The 19828-nt window shown below is 73.1% G+C and carries 21 protein-coding genes; 6 read left to right on the forward strand and 15 right to left on the reverse strand.

Features of this window, described 5'->3' with window-relative positions; all coding sequences use genetic code 11:
• Positions 1–188: 188 nt before the first annotated feature.
• The 3 genes from HT134_RS07005 to HT134_RS07015 are packed head-to-tail and all read left to right on the forward strand — an operon-like array spanning position 189 to position 4920.
• Positions 189–1166: an AAA family ATPase gene (locus HT134_RS07005; protein ID WP_175588723.1), complete on the forward strand. Its 978-nt coding sequence runs from the start codon at positions 189–191 to the stop codon at positions 1164–1166.
• Positions 1163–2425: a DUF58 domain-containing protein gene (locus tag HT134_RS07010; RefSeq protein WP_175599353.1), complete on the forward strand. Its 1263-nt coding sequence runs from the start codon at positions 1163–1165 to the stop codon at positions 2423–2425. Before HT134_RS07005 ends, HT134_RS07010 begins: the two co-directional genes overlap by 4 nt.
• The gene (locus tag HT134_RS07015) at positions 2422–4920 is read left to right on the forward strand and encodes a transglutaminase TgpA family protein (RefSeq protein ID WP_175599354.1); all 2499 of its coding nucleotides are present in this window, start codon (positions 2422–2424) and stop codon (positions 4918–4920) included. Before HT134_RS07010 ends, HT134_RS07015 begins: the two co-directional genes overlap by 4 nt.
• Positions 4921–5065: 145 nt before the next feature.
• On the opposite strand, the gene HT134_RS07020 is transcribed toward HT134_RS07015, so the two are convergent.
• From HT134_RS07020 to HT134_RS07065, 10 genes are all read right to left on the reverse strand, one after another.
• Complete coding sequence (locus HT134_RS07020) at positions 5066–5458, reverse strand: SCO2097 family morphological protein (protein ID WP_175599355.1); 393 nt, start codon at positions 5456–5458, stop codon at positions 5066–5068.
• Positions 5459–5680: 222 nt separating this feature from the next.
• Positions 5681–6922, reverse strand: a complete 1242-nt coding sequence (locus tag HT134_RS07025) for a DNA polymerase IV (RefSeq protein ID WP_175599356.1) — start codon at positions 6920–6922, stop codon at positions 5681–5683.
• A 57-nt stretch (positions 6923–6979) separates the two neighbouring features.
• The gene (locus HT134_RS07030) at positions 6980–7732 is read right to left on the reverse strand and encodes a methyltransferase domain-containing protein (RefSeq protein WP_175599357.1); all 753 of its coding nucleotides are present in this window, start codon (positions 7730–7732) and stop codon (positions 6980–6982) included.
• Between the two features lie 128 nt (positions 7733–7860).
• Complete coding sequence (locus HT134_RS07035) at positions 7861–8697, reverse strand: hypothetical protein (RefSeq protein WP_175599358.1); 837 nt, start codon at positions 8695–8697, stop codon at positions 7861–7863.
• Entirely contained in the window at positions 8694–9476 is a 783-nt protein-coding gene (locus HT134_RS07040) for a MerR family transcriptional regulator (protein WP_175599359.1), read from the reverse strand. Before HT134_RS07040 ends, HT134_RS07035 begins: the two co-directional genes overlap by 4 nt.
• A 54-nt stretch (positions 9477–9530) precedes the next feature.
• The gene (gene nusB / locus HT134_RS07045; protein WP_175599360.1) at positions 9531–9941 is read right to left on the reverse strand and encodes a transcription antitermination factor NusB; all 411 of its coding nucleotides are present in this window, start codon (positions 9939–9941) and stop codon (positions 9531–9533) included.
• 1 nt (position 9942) lies between these two features.
• Positions 9943–10503 (reverse strand): elongation factor P, encoded by a 561-nt coding sequence (gene efp / locus HT134_RS07050; protein ID WP_175599361.1) that lies wholly within the window; start codon positions 10501–10503, stop codon positions 9943–9945.
• A gap of 25 nt (positions 10504–10528) precedes the next feature.
• Positions 10529–11578: a M24 family metallopeptidase gene (locus HT134_RS07055; RefSeq protein ID WP_175599362.1), complete on the reverse strand. Its 1050-nt coding sequence runs from the start codon at positions 11576–11578 to the stop codon at positions 10529–10531.
• Between the two features lie 14 nt (positions 11579–11592).
• On the reverse strand, positions 11593–13086 hold the full coding sequence (locus HT134_RS07060; protein ID WP_175599363.1) for a serine/threonine-protein kinase: 1494 nt from the start codon (positions 13084–13086) through the stop codon (positions 11593–11595).
• A gap of 121 nt (positions 13087–13207) precedes the next feature.
• Positions 13208–14461 carry an FAD-dependent oxidoreductase gene (locus HT134_RS07065; protein ID WP_175599364.1) on the reverse strand — a complete coding sequence of 418 codons (1254 nt, stop codon included), beginning with the start codon at positions 14459–14461 and terminating at the stop codon, positions 13208–13210.
• Between the two features lie 119 nt (positions 14462–14580).
• Here HT134_RS07065 and HT134_RS07070 point away from each other — a divergent pair, with 119 nt between their 5' ends.
• The 3 genes from HT134_RS07070 to HT134_RS07080 all read left to right on the forward strand — a co-directional run bounded on the left by HT134_RS07070 (position 14581) and on the right by HT134_RS07080 (position 15959).
• Positions 14581–15354, forward strand: a complete 774-nt coding sequence (locus HT134_RS07070) for a TetR/AcrR family transcriptional regulator (RefSeq protein ID WP_175599365.1) — start codon at positions 14581–14583, stop codon at positions 15352–15354.
• A gap of 103 nt (positions 15355–15457) precedes the next feature.
• Positions 15458–15697, forward strand: coding sequence for a hypothetical protein (locus HT134_RS07075; RefSeq protein WP_175599366.1), 240 nt, complete (start codon positions 15458–15460; stop codon positions 15695–15697).
• Positions 15698–15728: 31 nt separating this feature from the next.
• Entirely contained in the window at positions 15729–15959 is a 231-nt protein-coding gene (locus HT134_RS07080; RefSeq protein WP_175599367.1) for a hypothetical protein, read from the forward strand.
• Between the two features lie 49 nt (positions 15960–16008).
• On the opposite strand, the gene HT134_RS07085 is transcribed toward HT134_RS07080, so the two are convergent.
• The 5 genes from HT134_RS07085 to HT134_RS07100 form a co-directional block, all read right to left on the reverse strand.
• Positions 16009–16464, reverse strand: coding sequence for a hypothetical protein (locus tag HT134_RS07085; RefSeq protein ID WP_175599368.1), 456 nt, complete (start codon positions 16462–16464; stop codon positions 16009–16011).
• 109 nt (positions 16465–16573) lie between these two features.
• A complete protein-coding gene (locus HT134_RS07090; RefSeq protein ID WP_175599369.1) occupies positions 16574–16861 on the reverse strand; it encodes a hypothetical protein in 288 nt (95 codons plus the stop codon).
• A gap of 181 nt (positions 16862–17042) precedes the next feature.
• Positions 17043–18338: a dicarboxylate/amino acid:cation symporter gene (locus HT134_RS07095; protein ID WP_175599370.1), complete on the reverse strand. Its 1296-nt coding sequence runs from the start codon at positions 18336–18338 to the stop codon at positions 17043–17045.
• A 141-nt stretch (positions 18339–18479) separates the two neighbouring features.
• A complete protein-coding gene (locus HT134_RS48030) occupies positions 18480–18578 on the reverse strand; it encodes a putative leader peptide (RefSeq protein ID WP_376768070.1) in 99 nt (32 codons plus the stop codon).
• Between the two features lie 112 nt (positions 18579–18690).
• Entirely contained in the window at positions 18691–19731 is a 1041-nt protein-coding gene (locus tag HT134_RS07100) for an LLM class F420-dependent oxidoreductase (RefSeq protein ID WP_175599371.1), read from the reverse strand.
• Between the last annotated feature and the right edge of the window lie 97 nt (positions 19732–19828).

Genomic DNA, 19828 nt, shown 5'->3' on the forward strand with positions numbered 1-19828 from the left:
CACTGGATTCGCACCGCTATGGCACAAGAACAGGACATCGTCCAAGTTCTCTGGAAAATCGGCAAAAGTCGCCCCACAACCCGCAGCATCGTAGGGTCGTACACACAATGGAAAAGGAACGGCATGGCTCCCGCAATGGCTTGCCCGCCACTAGGGACGACCGTCGCACTTCTTCTCATGGAGGCCTGGTGGCAGTTACCCATGACGTCCCTCCCCAGCTCGACGAGCTGGTCTCCACAGCGCACCGGATCCGCGAGGCCGTCGAGTCCGTGGTGGAGGGGAAGAGCGACGCCGTCCGCCTCACCCTGACCGTCCTGCTCGCCGAGGGTCACCTGCTGATCGAGGACGTGCCGGGCGTCGGCAAGACCATGCTGGCCAAGGCGCTGGCGCGCTCCATCGACTGCCCGGTGCGCCGCGTGCAGTTCACCCCCGACCTGCTGCCGAGCGACATCACCGGCGTCAGCGCCTACAACCAGCAGACGCGCGAGTTCGAGTTCAAGCCCGGCCCCGTCTTCGCCAACATCGTGGTCGGCGACGAGATCAACCGCGCCTCCCCGAAGACCCAGTCGGCCCTCCTGGAGTGCATGGAGGAGCACCAGGTCACGGTGGACGGCGTGACGTACCAGCTCGACAGCCCGTTCATGGTGATCGCCACCCAGAACCCCATCGAGATGGAGGGCACCTATCCCCTCCCCGAGGCGCAGCGTGACCGCTTCACCGCCCGCGTCGCGATGGGTTACCCCGAGCCGCACGCCGAGCTGGAGATGCTCGACGTCCACGGCGGCGCCTCCCCGCTGGACAAGCTGCAGCCGGTCGCGACGACGGCCGAGGTGCGGGCGCTCATCGAGGCGGTGCGCGGCGTGTACGTGTCGCAGCCGGTCAAGAAGTACGCCATCGACCTGGTCGTCGCCACCCGCCACTCCCCCGACCTGCGGCTCGGCGCCTCGCCCCGCTCGACGCTGCAGCTCGTGCGCGCCGCGCGGGCGCACGCCGCGCTGGCCGGCCGCGACTACGTCATCCCGGACGACCTGCAGGACCTGGCCGTGCCCGTGCTGGCGCACCGGCTGCTGCCGAGCGTCGAGGCCCAGGGCCAGCGCCGCCTGCCGGAGCAGGTGGTGACCGACCTCGTCCGGCGCGTGCCCGTGCCGGAGACCAGGGCGTCGTGAGAGCGGGGCTGCGGGCGCTCACCGCGAGGGGCCGCTCGTTCCTCGCCTCCGGTGTCGCGGCGCTGGTGATGGCGGTCCTGCTGGGAGAGAACGACCTGTTCCGGATCGGGGTGCTGGTGGCGGCGCTGCCGTTGCTGGCCGCCATGGTGGCGGCGCGCACCCGGTACCGGCTGAGCTGCGCCAGGCGGCTGGACCCGGCCAGGGCCGAGGTGGGCGGGGAGGCCACCGTGACGCTGCGCCTGGAGAACGTCACCCGCCTGCCCACCGGGCTGCTGCTCATCGAGGACACCGTGCCGTACGCGCTGGGCGTGCGGCCCCGGTTCGTGCTCGACAAAGTGGAGGCCAGGGGCGTCCGCGAGATCGACTACCGGGTCCGCTCCGACCTGCGCGGCCGTTACACGATCGGGCCGCTGTCGGTGCGCATCACCGACCCGTTCGGGCTGGTGGAGCTGTCGCGTTCGTTCACGATCGCCGACACGCTGGTGGTGACGCCGCAGGTCGTGCCGCTGCCGCACGTACGGCTGTCCGGCGAGTGGACGGGCGGCGGCGACAGCCGTACCCGCAGCGTGGCCGCGGCCGGAGACGACGACGTGGCCCCGCGCGAGTACCGGCAGGGCGACGACCTGCGCCGGGTCCACTGGCGCTCCACGGCGCGGCGCGGCGAGCTGATGGTGCGCCGCGAGGAGCAGCAGTGGCAGAGCCGCGGCGCGCTCCTGCTCGACACGCGCCGTCACGCCCACCGCGGTGAAGGGCCGCGCTCGTCGTTCGAGGTGGCGGTCTCGGCCGCGGCCTCCATCGGCGTGCATCTCGCTCACGAGGGCCTCGGCCTGCGCCTGGTCACCGACCAGGGCGCCGAGCACCTGACGGACACGGGCCTGAGCTGGTCGCTGCTCGACACGCTCGCCGTGGTGCGGCAGAGCCCGGTCCGCTCGCTGGACATGGCGGTCTCGGCGCTGCGGCAGGGCGGCGGCGACGGGCTGGTCGTGGCCGTGCTCGGCTCCCTCGACCCGGAGGAGGCCCGGGAGCTGGGGAGGGTGCGGCACAGCGGCATCACGGGCGTGGCGGTGCTGCTGGACGTGGACACCTGGAGCGGCAGCGAGCCCGGTTCGAACGAGGACTACCAGGCGGTGCAGGCCGTGCTCAGCGGTTACGGCTGGCGCATCGTGCGGCTGCCCGCGGGCACGTCGATCGCCTCCGTGTGGCAGGCGGCCGCCAACCGCGGCAGATACGCGCTGAGCCCGGCGGGAGGTACGGCATGAGGCTGTCGGTCGCGGCGGCGGTGGCCACGTTCTGCGCGGCGATCCTGCTCTATCCGCTGTTCGAGGGCGGTTCGTGGTTCTGGGGGACGCTGGGCGCGGTGCTCGCGGTCCTCGCCGCGAGCATGCTGAGCGGACGGCTGTCGCTGCCCCTGTGGGCGGCGCCGCCGGTGGGCGCGGTCGCGCTGTGGGTCTACCTGACCGCGTCGTTCGCCGCCGGCAAGGCGTGGGCGTGGGTGGTGCCGACCAAGGCGTCGGTCGTGGAGCTGGCCCGGCTGTTCGGGTCCGGGTGGACCGACATCCAGCGCTTCGCCGCGCCGGTGCCCGCCAACGCCGGTATCACGCTGCTCACCTGCGGCGGCGTGGGGCTCATCGCGCTGCTGGTGGACCTGCTCGCGGCGCGGATGCGGCGGGCGGCGCTGGCCGGGCTGCCGCTGCTGGCGCTGGCCACGGTGCCGGCGACGATCCTGGCGGACCCGATCAGCTGGCCGGCGTTCGTGATCGCCGCGTCCGGTTTCCTCGGCCTGCTGCTGGCCGACGGCCGCGAGCGGGTGGGCCACTGGGGACGTGCGGTGCTGGTACGCCGCACCACCCGCGCGGCCGCCCCGCAGCCGCCGGGCGCGGCGGGCCGGGCACGGCAGGACGCGGACCGGGTGCGGGAGACCGCCGACACGCGGGGCCTGCGGCTGTCGGGCAAGCGGATCGGGTTCGCGGCGGTGGTGCTGGCCGTGCTGGTGCCGGCCGCGCTGCCGGTGATGGAGCCGGTGTCGTTCTTCACCTTCGGCGTGGGCGGCCGGGGTGCGGGTGCCGGCAACTCCATCAGCATCCCCAACCCGATCGCCAACCTGAAGGGCCAGCTGGAGCTGCCGGAGCAGCGGGTCGTGCTGTCGTACACCAACAGCGACGACAAGCCGCGCTACCTGCGCATCTACGCGCTCGACACGTTCGACGGCGACCAGTTCGGCATGACCGAGCCCAAGGGGTCGCCGGACAACCGGACCGAGAACGGGCCGCTCCCGCCGCCGCCGGGCCTGTCCCGGGGCGTGCCGGTCGCGAACGTGGTGACCGACATCCGGATCAGCGACGAGATCGCGAAGCTGTCGTTCCTGCCGTTGCCGTACCCGCCGCGGCAGATCCAGGTGGACGGCGACTGGCGGGCCGACGTGGGCACGCTCATGGTCTTCTCCACCCGTGAGGAGGCCGCGGGCCTGGAGTACAAGGTGTCGACCAGCGAGCCGGCGCCGACCAGCGAGCTGCTGAAGTCGCTGCCGCAGTCGCGGCCCGACCTCGACGACCGCTACCTGAAGGTGCCGGACGACCTGCCCCCGGAGATCCGGGCGCTGGCCGACGAGGTCACCAAGGGGGCCCGCACCAGCTACGACGCGGCGGTCAAGCTCCAGGAGTTCTTCACCAAGACCGGCAACTTCACCTACACCCTGCAGACGCAGGGCCACGGCAACTCGGCGCTGAAGGACTTCCTGCTGCGCAGCCGGGCCGGGTACTGCGAGCAGTTCGCGGCGTCGATGGCGGTGCTGGCCAGGCTGGCGGGCATCCCGTCGCGGGTGGCGATCGGCTACACCGGCGGCACGAAGGTCGGCGACCGCTGGACGGTGGGGACGAACGACTCCCACTCCTGGCCCGAGCTGTACTTCGAGGGCGTGGGCTGGCTGCCGTTCGAGCCGACGCCGACGGGCTCCCTGGGTCAGGGCAGCGCCCGGGTCCCCGCGTACACCGTGCCGCCGCCGGACCGGACGGGCGACGGTTCGACGCCGACGCCCGGCGCGACGAGCAGCTCCGCCGACGAGCCGCTGTCGCCGCAGGGCCGGGCCAACCCGCGCGAGCTGGACCGCGAGGCCACGCTGCAGCCGGTCGGGCTGCCGGCCGAGGAGCCGGCGCCGTGGCCCGCCTACGTGGGCATCGGGGCGGGCGTGCTCCTGCTGCTCCTGCTGGTGCCGGCCGCGCTGCGGCTGCTCACGCGCGGGCGGCGGCTGCGCCGCCTCGACGGCGCGGGACGGACTGGCGGCGCGCCGTCCGGGCTGGACGGGGCCGACGCGCCCCAGGGCGGCTCCGGTGCGGGCGTCAGAGCCGTGGCCGGGCGGCGGCCGAACGTGGCGGCCGTCTGGGCGGAGCTCGACGACCTGCTGCTGGACTACGGGATGGAGCGCGGCGCCAGCGAGACGCCGCGCGCGCTGGCGCGCAGGCTGGCCGAGCGGTACGAGTTCGACGCCGACTCGGCGGCGGCCCTGGCGGCCGTCGCGTCGGCGGTGGAGCGGTCGCTGTTCGCCCGCTCGCCCGGGGAGATCGGGCCGATGCGGCAGGACCTGCGCACGATCCGGCGGGCGCTGGCGGCGACGGTGTCGCGGGGGCGGCGGGTGCGCGCCGTGCTGCTGCCGCCCTCGACCTTGCGCCGGTTGCGCCGGCTGGGCGAGGGGCTGCTGGACGGCTTCGACCGGCTGGAGAGCCTGCGGCTGCGCCGGGCGGCCCCGAAGGGGTCGTGACGGGACACGCGTGATCGTGCGGTCGTTCCCGGGGGACGTCCCGGGGAACGGCCGCACGACCGTGTCGGGAGGCGCCCGGACCGGCGGGTGGCCGTGCGGTCGTTCCTGGGGGATGACCGCACGGTCGTGCCGGGAAGGGTCCGGGTCAGCGCTCGTCGTGACGGCGGCGCCAGCGCTCTTCCATGCGCTCCATGAACGTGCCCCGGCCGCCGCGACGGGCCTGCTTGCCCGGCGCGGGAGCGGAACCGGAGGCGGTGTCGACGAAGCCGTTCATGCGCTTCCAGCTCGACAGGCCCCACAGACACGCGGCGAGCATGACCACGAAGCCGCCGACGCCGAGCGGGATCAGGTTGATCACCACACCGACCATGAGGAGCACGACCCCGAGCGCAAAGCCGATGGAGGCCTTGATCAGGCGGCGCTTGTAGTGGCTGCGGGGGTCACTGATCCTGACGGTGTTGGCCCACTTCGGATCCTCGGCGTAGAGTGCCTGCTCGATCTGGTCGAGCAAGCGCTGCTCGTGCTCAGAGAGCGGCACGGCGCCTCCCAAGGACGGCCCCAGGACGGGGAAGACGGCAACGAACACGGGGTGTCCGGACCTCGCGGTCGGTTATCCCCAGAATACGAGGCTGTAGACGTAGGCGAAAGCAAACGTCCAACGCAGACCAAACCGGAGGTGACGTCATAGCTCCATTGTGGGTCATCTAGGCACCACTCCCCACACTCCCCCCGACTCGTGACATCGGCGACGACATCGGCGTCATGCTTCCATTTCATCAAGTCTGCCGCGCACAAGCGACGCCGGGAGCACCGCGTCGGGCCCGAACCTGCGGATCGCCTTGTCCATCGCGCGTTCGGCCTCCCGCCATCCCGTCTCCCGCTCGCCGAGACTGAGCTGCCGCGCAGCCGAGTCGGCGGGCCTGAGGTTCTCCATCCTGACACCGACGAGGCGAAGGCGCACCCGCTCCAGCCCGGCCGCCTCGAACAGCTCGCAGGCCGTGGCGTAGATCTCCTGGGCCACGTCGGTCGGCTCCTTGAGGGTGCGCGAGCGGGTGATGGTGGTGAAGTCGGCCCGGCGCAGCTTCACGCTCACGGTGCGGCCGACGTGGCCGCCCGCGCGCATGCGCGCCGCCACGCGTTCGGACAGGCGCAGCAGCTCGCGCCGGATGGTCTCGGGGTCGTCGACGTCGGCGGCGAACGTCTCCTCGTTGCCGATGCTCTTGTCGGGCGTGTGGGCGGTGACCGACCGCTCGTCGCGGCCCCAGGCCAGCTCGGCCAGGTGGCCGCCCACGGCGTGACCCAGCTCGCGGCGGAGCGTGGCGGGCGGCACGCGGGCCAGGTCGCCGACCGTGCGGATGCCGAGCCGCACGAGAGCCTGCTCGGTGCGCTCGCCGACGCCCCACAGCGCCGACACGGGCAGCGGGTGCAGGAACGCCACCACCTCGGCCTCGGGCACGACGAGCAGGCCGTCGGGCTTGCACTGCTTGGAGGCGAGCTTGGCGACGAACTTGCTGCCGGCCACCCCCACCGAGCAGGTGATGCCGTAGCGCTCGCGCACCTGCTCGCGGATCATCGCGGCGATCGCCGCGGGCGGGCCGAGCCGGCGCCTGGCGCCGCCCACGTCGAGGAACGCCTCGTCGGAGGCGATCGGCTCGACCAGCGGGGTGATCGCGTGGAAGACCTCCATGACGCCCCGCGACACCTCGGAGTACTTGCCGTGGCTCGGCGGGATGATCACGGCCTGCGGGCAGATCCGGCGGGCCCGGCTCATGGGCATCGCCGAGTGCACGCCGTAGGCCCTGGCCTCGTAGGTGGCGCTGAGCACCACGCCGCGGCCGGCGGGCGAGCCGACGATCACCGGCCGGCCGCGCAGCTCCGGCCGCTCCAGCAGCTCGACGCTCGCGAAGAAGGCGTCCATGTCGACGTGCAGGATCGGACAGCCGCTGTCATCGACCCCGGTCCGCGGAGCGGGGCCGATGCCGGTGATCTGCTTGCGGGACACGTCCTCGATTCTATCCGAACACCCGTACGAACGCCCGGGCGGCGCCCGTCCGGCGGGTCAGCCGCGGCGGGCCAGGACGTGGAGCTGGGTGGCGATGTCGCGCAGCACGGGATGACCGGCCGCGGCCTGCTCCAGCGCCACGAGCGCCTCCGCCGCGCCGGGCTCGCCGTCGACCAGCCGGCTGGGCACGAGGTCGGCGAAGACCCGCACGCCGTGCACGGCCCCCACCGCGAAGCCCGTGGCCGCCAGCAGCTCCGACAGCGCCTCGGCGGTGAAGCGGCGCGGGGTGGGGTCGCGGTCGCCCCACCGGCCCTCGGGGTCGGCCAGCGCGGCCCGCGCCTCGTCGAAGTGACCGGCCAGCGCGCGGTGGACGGCCGCCGCGACCGGGTTGGCCGCCAGCACGCTCACCGCGCCGCCCCGGCGCAGCAGCCCCGCGACGGCGGTCATCGCGCTGATCGGGTCGTCGACGTACTCCAGCACGCTGTGGCACAGCACCAGGTCGGCGCCCCCGTGGTCGAGCAGGTCGGCCAGGTCGGCGAGGTCGCCCTGCAGTCCGCGCACGCCGACGCCCTTCTCCTTGGCCCGGCGCTCCAGCGCGGCCAGCGAGTCGGGGCTCGGGTCGACGACCGTGACGGTGTGGCCCAGCTCGGCCAGCGGCACGGCGAACCCTCCGGTGCCGCCGCCGGCGTCGACGATGTCGAGCCGCTCGCGCCCGGTGGTCTCGCCCAGCCGGGCCAGCTCGGCCAGCAGCGCGTCCCAGACGACGGCGGTCCGCACCGCCGGGGGCCTCGTGACGCCTTCAGCACGCAACCTCGGCTCGCCTCCTTCTCGCTCCTCCGACGCGCCCCAGCCTACGCCGTCCCGCGCCTCCCACGTGCTGCCACGGGTGCCGTGGACACGGACCGTCACGGCGCGGGGGCGGGGACGCGGGCCGTCCGTCACGGCACCGGGGCCGGGCGCAGGGCGCGGACCACGGCGGCGGGGTCGGCGGCGAAGAACCGCACCGACGTGACCTCGGCCCGGCCGCCGAGCGGGCGCACGACGGTGACGGGGGCGGTCAGCTCGACGGCAACGTTCGTCTGGGATCCCACCGCGACCCGCAGCCGCCCGTCCTCCACCGCGACCATGCGCTTCTCGTTGTACGAGCGCGCCACCGCGGCCGAGGCGATCAGCTCGCGCGGGACGCGGAGGTCGAGGTACTCGCCGTACCTGACGCGCAGCTCCTCGCGGCTCACCAGGTGCGGCCGCAACGCGCAGGAGGCGGCCAGGGCCAGGCAGAACAGCACCCCGTACGCGTCGATCAGCAGCACCGGCAGCCGGATCGCGGCGGGCACCCCGAAGGAGACGAGCAGCAGGTCCACCACCACGGTCTCCATGGCCAGCGCGAAGGTGAGGACGAGTTGGAGCGCCGCCTGCTCCCCCGCGTACGGGACGGCGACGGCGCCCGCCGGCACCCGGGGACGGCCGCGCCGGGCCACGAACAGGACGAGGGCGGCCAGGCCCCGCGCCTCCAGCTCGACCAGCCTGCGCACCAACGGCGGCACCAGGGCGTGGACGGTGGCCGACAGCGCGCCCCGCCGGCTCGCGCCCGCCCGGCGCCCGGCCAGGTACAGCCGGCCGGCGACGACCGCCTCCAGCGCGAGCACCAGCGCGGCGACCGTCTCCGCGCCCGCGAGCAGCAGGGCCGGCGGACGGATCCCCGACACGAGCAGCACGGCCAGCAGGCACTCGGCGGGCACGACGGCGTACAGCGCGCCGCGCGCGATCCTCGTCATGACGCCCGCTCGCGCAGCCGCTCCATGAACAGCCGCAGCACCTCGGCCTGCGCGGGTGTCATCTCGGCCGCGAACGTCTCCAGCCACCGGTCGCCGTCCGCCGCCGGCGAGCCGCCCGCCGCCGCGTCACGGCTGTTGTCGATCATCGCCGACGCCATCGCGTCCGGGATGTGCCCGGCCAGGTCGGCGGCGAGCCCGGCCACCCGGGGGTCGTCCGGGTCGGCGGCGGCGAGGTCGTCCAGCCGCCGGTAGAGGTCGAGCCCGCGGGCGAGCATGTCGGGCTCGGTGAGGGGCCGCATCAGCTCCATCACCGCGCTCTCGCCCTCCGGGCCGCCCATGGCGCTGGCCAGCGTCAGCATCTGGCGGTCCAGCTCGGCGAAGCGCGACCCGTCGAGGGACAGGTCGCGCAGCAGGCCGGCCATGTCGGCCGACATGAGCGCGGCGCCGGACCCCTCCTCCACGCGGGCGAGCAGCACGGCCAGGCGGGCCCGCCTGGCCGCGATCGCCTCCTGCTCCCTGGCGAGGTCGGCGTCCAGTTCCTGGAGCACCTCGCGCAGGTCACGGCCGTCGTCGTCGGCCAGGGCGTCGCGCAGCTCGTCGAGGGAGAGCCCCAGCCGGGCGAGCTGCCGGACGCGGGCCAGGGTCACCGCGTCCGCGAGCCGGTACTCGCGGTAGCCGTTGGCCTGCCGCGCCGGCTCGGGAAGCAGGCCGATGTGGTGGTAGTGGCGCACGGTCCGGGTGGAGACCCCGACCAGCGCGGCTAGCTCGCCGATCCTCATGTCTCCATGAGACACGTTGACGTCGCGTGAAGGTCAAATCCGCGCGCCGGGCCCCTACAGGGTCAGGCTGGGCTTGAGCTGCTTGAAGCGGGCCAGCAGCCCGTTGACGAACTGCGGCGACTCGTCCGTGGACAGCTCGCCGGCCAGGTGGACCCACTCGCTGATGACCACGCCCTCGGGCACGTCGGGCATCCAGAGCAGCTCGTACGTGCCGCCGCGCAGGAGGTTGCGGTCGACCGCGGGCATGCGCTCGAGGGTCCAGCCCTCGGCGTAGGTGGTGATCAGCTCGTCGATGCGCGCCTGGTGCCGGGCGACGCCCTCGACGAGGGCCGAGGTGTACTCGTTGACCGGCGGCTCCTGCCGCTCCACCCGCTCGGCGAGGATCTTGAGCGGATCCTCGCCGCGGATCTCGGACTCGAAGAGGATGTCGAGCGCGCGCCTGCGTGCCTTGCCCCGTGCCGACACCTCAGGCCCGGCCGAGGTATTCGCCGCTGCGGGTGTCGACCTTGACCTTCTCGCCGGTGGTGATGAACAGCGGCACCTTGATCTCGGCGCCGGTCTCCAGCGTGGCCGGCTTGGTGCCGCCGGTGGAGCGGTCGCCCTGCAGGCCGGGCTCGGTGTTGGCGATCGTGAGCTCGACCGCGGCGGGCAGGTCGACGTAGAGCGCGGCGCCCTCGTTGAAGGCCACCGTGGCCAGGGTGTTCTCCAGCATGTAGTTGGCGGCGTCGCCGACCGTGCGGGCGGACACGTTGACCATGTCGTAGGTCTCGGTGTCCATGAACACGAAGTCGTCGCCGTCCCGGTAGGAGTACTGCATCTCGCGCTTGTCGACGTTGGCCACGTCGACCTTCACGCCGGCGTTGAAGGTCTTGTCCACGACCTTGCCGGACAGCACGTTCTTGAGCTTGGTGCGCACGAACGCACCGCCCTTGCCCGGCTTGACGTGCTGGAACTCCACAACGGCCCACAGCTCTCCGCCGTCGAGCTTCAGCACCATGCCGTTCTTGAGGTCGTTGGTCGTCGCCACTCGTTTTCTCCCGCGTGCGGCCGCTCTAAAGGACGAGCAGCTCCTTGGTCGTCTTCGTGAGGAGTTCCGGCTCGCCCTCACGTGTCACGAGGGTGTCCTCGATGCGAACGCCGCCCTGACCGGGCAGGTAGACCCCCGGCTCGACGGTGATCGGAACTCGATCCTCTAGTCTACCGGTCCGTGACGGGCCCAGGAACGGCTCCTCGTGGATCTCCAGGCCGACGCCGTGGCCCAGGCCGTGCCGGAAGTGGCCGCCGTGCCCGGCGCGCTCGATGACGGAGCGGGCCGCCGCGTCCACCTCGCGGACGTCGGCGCCGGGGGCCAGGGCCTCGCGGCCCGCGCGCTGGGCGGCGGCGACCAGGTCGTACAGCTCGCGCTGCCAGGCGGCGGGCTCGCCGAGGGAGACGGTGCGGGTCATGTCGGCGTGGTAGCCCTCGTAGACGGCGCCGAAGTCGAGGGTGACCAGGTCGCCCGCCATGAGCGGCCGGCCGGTGGGGACGTGGTGCGGAACGGAGCCGTTCTCGCCGGCCGCGACGATGGTCTCGAACGAGGGGCGGGCGGCGCCGAGCTCGGCCATGCGCGCCTCCAGGACGCGGGCGACCTCGCGCTCGGTCATGCCGGGCCGGATGGCGCCGCAGACGTCGGCGAAGGCCTGGTCGGTGATGGCGCAGGCGGTGCGCAGCAGTTCCAGCTCGTCCTCGTCCTTGACGGCGCGCAGCCCCTCGACGACATGCTCCAGGGGCACGAGCGCGTCGCCGCCCAGGCGGTCGAGCAACCGCCGGTAGGTGGCGACGCTCATGCTCGCGGCCTCGATGCCCGTGCCCGGCACGGCCAGCGCGCCGGCCGTGTCGACGGCCTCGACGACCGGCACGTCGAGGGCCTGCGCCCGCTCCACGTACCGGTTGTCGGTGGCCAGCCGCGCCGAGCCGTCGGCCGCGACGAGCACGGCGGCGTTGGAGCTGTCGAGGCCGGTGAGGTAGCGCACGTTGACGCGGGAGGTGACGAGGAGGGTCTCGACGCCGTGGGCGGGCAGGGCCGCGGCCAGCCTGGCCCGCCGCTCGGAGAGGATCGTCATGGCGTCAATGTACGTCAGAGCCGCCAGTCCCCCAGGAAGTCGGGCAGGGGGCCGGAGGCCGGCACCTCGCCCCGGGCCTGGGCCTGCCTGAGCTCGGCCATGACCTCCCTGATCTGGGCGCGGCCCTGGTCCTCGCGGCCCCGCTCGAAGCTCTTGGCCGCCTTCCTGATCTGCTTGACGGTCTTGTCGGCCAGGCGCGGGTTCATGTCGCCGACGGCCCGCTGGGCCGTCACGGAGTTCTCGAACGCCCACACCCACGCCGACCACCCGCCCGGCGGGACGGCGCCGCTGCTCAGCGTGGCCTTGGGCTGGGCGGTCTCCTGGAGGGAGCTGGGCCCGGCCGACGGGGTGAGGACCTGAGGGGTGCTCGACGGGGGCGTGGCCGGCGCGAAGGTGGGGAACTCGGGGGTCTCCAGCGTGGCGGCCGGGGTCGGGGTGGGGGCGGCGGTGGGCGTCTCCTTGGAGCCGCCCCACACCACGAACGCGACGGTGACGGCCGCGATCACCGCGAGCGCGACGCCGAGCTGCACGAAGAGCTTGCGGTTGGAGGCGGGCTCGCGGCCGTCGGGCGGGAGGGCGTCGTAGACGGCGGTGTCGCCGGCCCGCGGCGGCTGGTGCGCTCCCCCGCCGGGCGGCGCGGGGAGCGGGCCGGCCGCGTGCGGGGCCGCGCCGTGCGGGGCGGTCACCGGGCCGCCCGGAGGCGCGCCGTGGGACGCCGCGGACTCGGCGGCGGACTGCGCGCCGGGCGGGGGCGTCTGGGGACGGGGGCGGGCGATGGCCGCCAGCGCCCGCCGCACCGGTTCGCCGCCGGAGGGCCGGGCGGCGGGGTCGGCGGCGAGCATCGAGAGCACGAGCCGGTCGAGCTCGGCGGGCACCTCGGCCCGGTGGCGGCTCGGCGGCGCCGGCTCGGCGACGCGCCCCTCCTCCGGGGCGTCCTCGAACGGCGGGCGTCCGCACAGCAGCTCGTAGCACACGCAGCCCAGGGCGTACAGGTCCGAGGCGGCCTCGGCCGGGCGGCCCGCGGCCTGCTCGGGAGCGGTGTACCGGGTCGGCGGGACGGCGATCCCCGCCACCCCGAACCCGACGACCTTGAGCACCCCGCTGCCGGCCCGGCGGAAGCTGCCCGGGCCGACCTGCCCGTGGACCACGCCGACGCGGTGGGCGGCGTCCAGCCCGGCGGCGGCCTGCCCGACGAGGTCGCACGCCTCCGTCACGGGCAGCGGCCCGCGCGTGGCCAGCTCCTCGCCCAGGCTCTCACCGCCGAGGAACTCCGTCACGAGGTACGGCGTGCCGTCCTCGTCGCCCACGTCGAGCACCATGGCCACGTTGGGGTGGATGACCCGGGCCACGGCCTCGGCGTGCCGCTGGAGCACCTCCCGGGTGGCGGCTCCGGACCGGAGCAGTTTCACCGCCACGGTCCAGTCGGCACGCGTGTCGTACCCCCGCCACACCTCTCCCATCGGCCCGTTGCCGATGCGCTCGTCGAGCCGGTACCGGCCAGCGACCATGGACGGCGCTTCGTCCGACATATCCCCGCCAATAACTCCAGAAACGGCATTTTCGACCAACCATAGGGCCCCAGCCGTCCTCCGAGGTCCCGATTGCGAGGCGCGCCGCCGTGAGAGGCGGTCAAGGGCTGGTGAGCCGGGGGCTCCTGCGGGCGAAGGCGGGGGCGTGCTCCGGCCGGGGACCGAAGCCGACGAACCGGGCCGGGATCGCGCGCAGCCAGGGGAAGGCGCGCAGGAGGAGGAGCAGGGACCTGGGCGGGCCGGGCCTCCTGCCCGTGGCCCCCATGTCGAACATGGCGCGCTGGAGCAGCCGCTGGGCGCCCTGGACGATCACGGTGGGCGGCTGCCTGCGCCGCTGCACGGCCGCCAGGTCGGCGACGGTGACGGCGTGCCGCCGCAGGGGCCCGGCGAGCAGGGCGGCGGCGGCCACGGCGTCCTGGATGGCCAGGTTGATGCCCACGCCCCCGGCGGGCGACATGGCGTGCGCGGCGTCGCCGATGAGCAGCAGGCCGTCGCGGTACCAGCGCCGGAGCCGGTTGAGCTTGACGTCGAGCACGTGGACGTCGTCCATGCTCGCGAGCTGGTCCACCCGGTCGGCGAAGTCGGGGCGCAGCCGGACGATCCGTTCGCGGAAGCGCTCGACGCCCTCCCTGCGCAGCCGCGCGTCGGAGCCCTTCGCGGTGAGGTAGGCCACCTGGTAGTAGTCCGGGCGGGTCAGGCACAGCAGCAGCTCGGAACCCCGCGCGACCGGCGTCACGCCGGCCGGGACGCTCCGTTCGGCGGGCGGCCGGGGCAGGCGGAACCACCAGACGTCGAACGGCACCCGGAACTCCCGGGGCGTCAGCCGCGCCTCCCGGCGCAGCGTGGAGTGCCTGCCGTCGCAGCCCACGGTCAGCTCGGCGCGGATCTCCCCTTCGCGGCCGTCCTCGGTGCGGTACCGGACGCCGACGACCCGGTCGCCGTCCCTGACCAAGCCGGTGGCCTCCGTCTCCATGCGCAGCGTGAACCCGGGCTCCTCGCCGGCGGCCTTGGCCAGCAGGTTGAGCAGGTCCCACTGGGGCACCATCGCGATGTGGTCGTAGGGCGCGGGCAGCGTCGCGAAGTCGCCCAGCGTCACCAGGTCGCCGTCGGGGGTGGGCAGCGAGACGTTGCCCAGGCGGCTCTGCGGCAGGGCGCGGAAGGCCTCGCCGAGGCCGAGCTCGTCCATGAGCCGGATGGTGGCGGGATGGACGGTGTCACCCCGGAAGTCGCGCAGGAAGTCGCCGTGCTTCTCCAGCACGGTGACCTCGACGCCCGCCCGGGCCAGCAGCAGTCCCAGCATCATCCCGGCCGGTCCGCCGCCGCACACCAGGACTCCGGTCTTCTCGACGGTCATGACAGTCCCTTCTCCTGCGGGTCGTGCCTGAACCTGCATCGGAATTCATCATCTGATGAGTACCTATTGGAGACGATACACATATGAGGTTCAGATAGGAAGCGATACCATCACGGTTCATGGACAGGGCGCTGGTCGAAGCCGCGCTGGCGGCCGCCGAGCGGCACGGCAGGGACGTCGCCGAGGTGCCGTTGAGCGCGATCGCGGCGGCCGCCGGCATCTCGCGCAGCACCCTGCTGAGGAGGCTCGGCGGGTCGCGGGCCACGCTGGACGAGGCGGTGCGGGCGGCCGGGGTCGATCCCGGCGGGCGCCCACCGGTCCGGGAGCGGGCCATCGAGGCGGCGGCCACGCTGGTCGCCCGCGACGGGCTCGGCGCGGTCACCCTCGACGCCGTCGCGGCCGCCGCCCAGTGCTCGCCGACCAGCCTGCACGCGGTCTTCGGCGGCCGTGACGGCCTGATCGCCGGCGTGTTCGACCGGTACGTCCCCGTCCTCGACCTGGAGGCGCTGGCCGCCCACCCCCCGGAGGGCGTCGAGGACACGGTCCACGCCGTCTACCGCGCGCTGGCCGAGGCGTTCACCCGGGAGCCCCGGGTGCTGCCGGCCATCTTCGGCGACCTGTTCAGCCGTCCCGACGGCACGGCCGCCCGGATGCTGAAGGCCGGCCTGCCCCGGATGTTCGACAGCTTCGGCACGCTGTTCACCGCGCAGATCGAGGCCGGCCGGCTGCGGCCGCTCCCCGTGCCGCTGCTCGTCCAGCTCATGCTCGGCCCGATGGCGGCGCACATGCTGTTCCGCCCCGTGCTCTCGGACGCGCTGGGCGACGCCCTGCCCCCGGTGGAGGAGGCCGCGCGCGCGTTCGCCGAGGCGTTCCTTCGCGCCGCCGCCCCCTGAGTCCTTCCCCGCGCCGGGCTCCCAGTGATCCACAAGTGACCTCCAAGAGCGCGGAAACATTCTGAGGGCTGTCCCGGACTTCTCCACGAAAGGAAGGAAGAGGATGAGCCCTCGTCGTCTGGCCGCGGCAGCGCTGATGGCCGGCGGGCTGGTGGCCGGCGCCATGGCCGGTCCCGCTTCGGCCGCTTCCGCCCAGGCCACCGAGGCCTGGCACCTGATGGGCAGCTACGCGTACTACGGCGACTGCGTGAAGGCCGGCGTCAACGCCCTGGCGAACGGCGCGGCCCTGGACTTCTCGTGCAAGCCCTCGGGCTCCCGTTACGACTTCTACCTCTACTACTGAGCACGCCAACCGGATGAAGGAGTTCAGCAGAATGAGAATGCGCACGGTGATCGCGACCGCCGCGGCCGGGGCCGCGCTTTCCTTCGGCCTGGCCGCCACGCCCGCGCACGCGGAGGGCTGGCACCACTTCGGCTATTACTCGACCCAGCGCAACTGCATCACCGCGGGAGAGGCCCTGCTGGACGCCGGCGACATCGGCGGCTACAGGTGCGTATCGGTGCCGCCGAAGTGGGACCTGCAGATCTACGTCATCGACGTGTGATCCGCTGACCCCGCCTCGCGCGCGTCCCCGGCACTCGCGCGAGGCGGGGTCATGAGGCGAGCAGGTCGAAGTGGAAGCCGACCACGAACAGCCCCAGGGACACCCACCGCATGGCGACCGGGAAGTCGGGACGCTGCAGCGTGCAGCCGAGCCTGAAGGAGAGCATGCCCGCGGCGCCCCCGAGCGTGCTCCCGAGCACGAACTCCACCGGCCAGGGCACCCCGATCGGCTCGGTGACGACGATGACGGCTCCCCCCGTGAGGAGACCGACGACGAAGGTCTTCCGGCTGGGCCTGCGCGCCATGAACCTCGCCAGGCGTTCGCCGTAGCGGGACAGCTTCTCGGGGCCGACGAGATCGACGACGACCGTCGCGCCCGACACGAACGAGAGGATCTTGCCGAAGCGACCCCACCAGATCACCGGCAGACCGAGGAGGTCGTGGCCCAGCGCCGACCTGCCGTCCAGCCACATGCCCCACGCGTCGAGATAGCTGATGTCCGCCACGAACGGAGCGTAGAAGCTCCCGGGCCCCCTGCCCAGCCCGATCCTTGACGAGGCGGCGGCCGCCGTGGAACGGCTGGTCCCCGGCGGCCGCTTCGAAGTCCTGTGACCACTAGTCGTAGAAGTGGCTGACCCGTACGCGCAGGGGGCTGTCCCACTCGATGCTGACCCAGGTCTGGATGCCCCCCTGGTAGGGCTGGACGTTGCGGACGGTCATGCGCGCGGCTCCCATCTTGGGAACGTTGTCGTCGTCCACCTCCACGATCGAGGCGGACACCTGCGAGTCGGGGGTGATCCACGACGCGCCCACGTCGAGGATCATGTCTCCGCATCCGGTGAAGTAGCCCCAGCTGGCGCGCTCGCCGGGCTGGATGTCGGTCTTGACGATCTGCAGGGTCATGGTGTTCCTTTCGATGCCGGGTGTGTCCGCCGCCCGGTGGCCGGGTTCGGCCTTCCCGGGCCACATCCCCGCAGGCCGGCCACGCCTACCCCGGCGGCACGCCCACCCTCGGCATGACCCGGCAAGACAACGTGAAGGGCGGGAAGCCCATGGCTTCCCGCCCTTCACGTCGCACCGGACCTCAGGCCGCGGCCGGCTCCGGGGCGCCGGCCGGGCGCTCCGGCCGTCGCGCGTCCAGCTCCTGCGGCGCCGCGTTGAACACCGCCTCGTCCAGGCGGCCCTCCGAGCGGGCCACCAGCACCGGCACGACCATCTGCCCCGTGACGTTGGTCGCGGTGCGGATCATGTCGAGGATCGGGTCGATCGCCAGCAGCAGGCCGACGCCCTCCAGCGGCAGGCCGAGCGTGCTCAGCGTCAGCGTGAGCATCACCGTCGCGCCCGTGAGGCCGGCCGTGGCGGCCGAGCCGACGACCGAGACGAACGCGATCAGCAGGTACTCGCCCACGCCCAGCGGCACGTTGAAGACCTGGGCCACGAAGATGGCGGCCAGGGCCGGGTAGACCGAGGCGCAGCCGTCCATCTTGGTGGTGGCGCCGAACGGCACCGCGAAGGAGGCGTAGTCGGCGTCCACGCCGTTGCGCTCGATGGTGACGCGCTGGGTCAGCGGCAGCGTGCCGACCGACGAACGGGAGACGAAGGCCAGCTCGATGGCGGGCCAGGCGTTGCGGTAGAAGGTCAGCGGGTTGACCTTGCCCCAGACCGACAGCAGCACCGGGTAGACGGCCAGCAGCACGATGAAGCAGCCGGCGTACACGGCGACGCTGAACTTGGCGAGCGGCGCGAGCAGCTCCCAGCCGTAGGTGGACACGGCCTTGCCGATGAGGCCGGCGGTGCCGATGGGGGCCAGGCGGATCACCCACCACAGCGCCTTCTGCACCAGCTCCAGGACGGAGCGGCTGAGCGCGAGGAACGGCTCGGCCTTCTCGCCGACCGCGAGGGCGGCGGCGCCGAGGACGGCCCCGAGGAAGACGATCTGCAGGACGTTCATCTCGCTGAAGGCGGTGACCACGTTCGTGGGCAGGATGCCGGTGACGAAGTCGAGCCAGGTGCCCGCGCCCTCGGTGTCGACGGCCTTGGCGGCGCCGGTGTCGAGGGTGACGCCCTGGCCGGGGTTGATCACCAGGCCGAGCGCGATGGCGAAGCCGACGGCCACGGCGGCGGTGGCGAGGAACCACAGCAGCGTCTTGGTGGCCAGCCGGGCGGCGCCGTTGACGTTGCGCAGGTTCGCCACGCTGACCAGCACGGCGGTGAACACCAGCGGCGGCACGGCGAGCTTGAGGAGCTGGACGAAGATCTGGCCGACCTTGGTCAGGGTCTCGGCGAGCCAGGCGACGTCCCAGATCTTGGCGGCGAAGCCGAGGGCGACGCCGAGCACGAGGCCCAGCAGAAGTTGAAGGGAGAAGCTGAATCTCTTCACGACGGAAGACTCCGGAGGTACGGACGGGCACGGCGGCGCGCGCCTCATGCGGTCAGGGAGGTGGTGCCCGGGGGTGGCGTGGCACAAGGTGGCACGAGATGCCACAAAGGGGGATCGGCGATCGAGCGCGTCAGAGCGCGATCAGCGACAGAGAGACCCCAGGACCCGGCACAGGTCGATGTGCAGGCGCTCGACGAGCCGCACGATCACCACAGAAAACCTCACGAGCGTGTTCAACACGCCACCTCCACGGCCGCATTCCCCGGCCCGCGGTGATCGTCGTCACAGCGGGCCGGGTCCTGGCCGCACACAGCCGGCTCAGCCGCTCAGCGGGCTCAGCCGGTCAGCAGGCTCAGCCGGCGATGTCCTTGATGCGCTCGATGAGCCGCACACGCTCCTCGTGCGTGCGCCCGAGCGGCGCGACGTTGAGCGTCGTCACGCCGGACTCCCGCATCACCTGGACGCGGTCGCGCACGAAGCCCTCGTCGCCGATCAGCGAGATGTTGCGCAGCAGCTCGTCCGGCACGAGCGCGGCGGCCTCGTCCTTCTTGCCGTCGAGGTACAGCTCCTGGATCTGCTCGGCCTCCTTCTCGTAACCGTAGCGGCGGGCCAGGTCGTTGTAGAAGTTCTTGCCCTTGGCGCCCATGCCGCCGATGTAGAGGGCCGCCATCGGCCGGCCGAACTCCAGCAGCCCGGCCACGTCGTCGCCGATGGCCAGCGACGCCTGGGCGATGACGTCGAGCTCGCCCAGCTCGGGATCGCGCCGGGCCTTGCCCGCCGCCAGCGCCTCGCCCCACACCGCGCCGGCCTTCTCCGGCAGGTAGAAGATCGGCTCCCAGCCCTCGGCGAGCTCGGCGGCCAGCTGGACGTTCTTGGGGCCGATGGCGGCCACGACGATGGGGATGCGCGGGCGCACCGGGTGGTTGATGAGCTTGAGCGGCTTGCCGAGCCCCGTGCCCTGCTCCGGCGGGAGGGGCAGCGTGTAGTGGCGGCCCTCGTAGCGCACGCGCTCGCGCCGCCACACCTGGCGGCAGATCTCGATGACCTCCCGGGTACGGCCGAGCGGCGCGGTGTACGGCACCCCGTGGAAGCCCTCGACGACCTGCGGGCCGGAGGCGCCGAGGCCGAGGGTGAACCGCCCGTCGGAGACGTAGTCCATGCCGGCGGCCGTCATGGCGAGCAGGGTGGGCGTGCGCGAGTAGATCGGCAGGATGCCGGAGGCGATCTCCAGCCGCTCGGTCCGCGCCGCGATGTATCCCATCTGGCTGACCGCGTCGAAGCTGTAGGCCTCGGCCACGAAGACGATGTCGAGCCCGGCCTTCTCGTAGTCGGCCAGCTCGGCGACCGTCTCCTTGAAGCCGCCCGAGTAGTTGAGTGCCATACCGATGCGCATTGCCGGGCTCCCGATACCGAATGTTATTCCGTTGCGAGGGCAACAGATTAGCGTGTCCGCGCGCGGCGCGGCGACCGGCTAGCCTGGTGCGGATCTC

Source organism: Nonomuraea rhodomycinica, assembly GCF_013363995.1.
Taxonomy (GTDB): Bacteria; Actinomycetota; Actinomycetes; order Streptosporangiales; family Streptosporangiaceae; genus Nonomuraea; species Nonomuraea rhodomycinica.

What these genes read in the sequence shown, in the direction of transcription:
- HT134_RS07100 (WP_175599371.1), bottom strand. Translation starts at nt 19,731, where the DNA reads ATGCGCATCGGTATGGCACTCAACTACTCGGGCGGCTTCAAGGAGACG.
- HT134_RS07040 (WP_175599359.1), bottom strand. Translation starts at nt 9,476, where the DNA reads ATGAGGATCGGCGAGCTAGCCGCGCTGGTCGGGGTCTCCACCCGGACC.
- HT134_RS07035 (WP_175599358.1), bottom strand. Translation starts at nt 8,697, where the DNA reads ATGACGAGGATCGCGCGCGGCGCGCTGTACGCCGTCGTGCCCGCCGAG.
- HT134_RS07060 (WP_175599363.1), bottom strand. Translation starts at nt 13,086, where the DNA reads ATGGTCGCTGGCCGGTACCGGCTCGACGAGCGCATCGGCAACGGGCCG.
- HT134_RS07065 (WP_175599364.1), bottom strand. Translation starts at nt 14,461, where the DNA reads ATGACCGTCGAGAAGACCGGAGTCCTGGTGTGCGGCGGCGGACCGGCC.
- HT134_RS07055 (WP_175599362.1), bottom strand. Translation starts at nt 11,578, where the DNA reads ATGACGATCCTCTCCGAGCGGCGGGCCAGGCTGGCCGCGGCCCTGCCC.
- HT134_RS07080 (WP_175599367.1), top strand. Translation starts at nt 15,729, where the DNA reads ATGAGAATGCGCACGGTGATCGCGACCGCCGCGGCCGGGGCCGCGCTT.
- HT134_RS07015 (WP_175599354.1), top strand. Translation starts at nt 2,422, where the DNA reads ATGAGGCTGTCGGTCGCGGCGGCGGTGGCCACGTTCTGCGCGGCGATC.
- HT134_RS07075 (WP_175599366.1), top strand. Translation starts at nt 15,458, where the DNA reads ATGAGCCCTCGTCGTCTGGCCGCGGCAGCGCTGATGGCCGGCGGGCTG.
- HT134_RS07070 (WP_175599365.1), top strand. Translation starts at nt 14,581, where the DNA reads ATGGACAGGGCGCTGGTCGAAGCCGCGCTGGCGGCCGCCGAGCGGCAC.
- HT134_RS07090 (WP_175599369.1), bottom strand. Translation starts at nt 16,861, where the DNA reads ATGACCCTGCAGATCGTCAAGACCGACATCCAGCCCGGCGAGCGCGCC.